Annotated in this window: 1 pseudogene; it reads right to left on the bottom strand. The window is 72.8% G+C overall.

Annotation, left to right across the window (positions count from 1 at the left end):
• A pseudogene (locus I0Q12_RS33200) lies at positions 1-331 on the bottom strand (hypothetical protein); the annotation flags it as partial.
• Between the last annotated feature and the right edge of the window lie 143 nt (positions 332-474).

The raw sequence follows: 474 nt of genomic DNA, 5'->3' as shown, positions 1-474 counted from the left end.
GGTAGGCGCAGTGGTCATAGCTCGCGGACACGATGCCGGCGCCCGCGCCGGGGAATCCACCGATCCGGGTGATGTTGCAGGCATAACCCTGCGTGCTGCGTCCGTTGTCGCGGTCGGCGGCGGGCACGTCGCCCTGGAGGCCGGTTTCCGGCCGGGAGTCCGGACCGCAGTCGGCGCGGGTGGCCGCGGTCGCTGCCACCGCGCCGACCTCCTGGACGATTCCCGACGTGTCCGGCGCGGGCGGGCCGGCCGCGGCGACTCCGGCCGGCAGTGCGAGTGCCAGCGCCAGCGCGCAGGACAGACGGCGACGGACGGTACTTCCTCGAGCCACGATCGAATCCCCCCGTCCGGGATCGGGTACCGGATCGAGACACGAGTGTGCTTGCTGTCACATTGAGGTGTCAATCGCCCCTCCCGTCACACCGGCGTAGCGGCGGGCGTGGCGCTGGAGTCGGGCGCGCATCCCCGCACCCC

It is taken from the genome of Rhodococcus sp. CX, assembly GCF_015865005.1.
Taxonomy (GTDB): Bacteria; Actinomycetota; Actinomycetes; order Mycobacteriales; family Mycobacteriaceae; genus Rhodococcus.
Note: the sequence above shows the minus strand (reverse complement) of the source record. Positions and strands in the feature narration are given on the sequence as shown.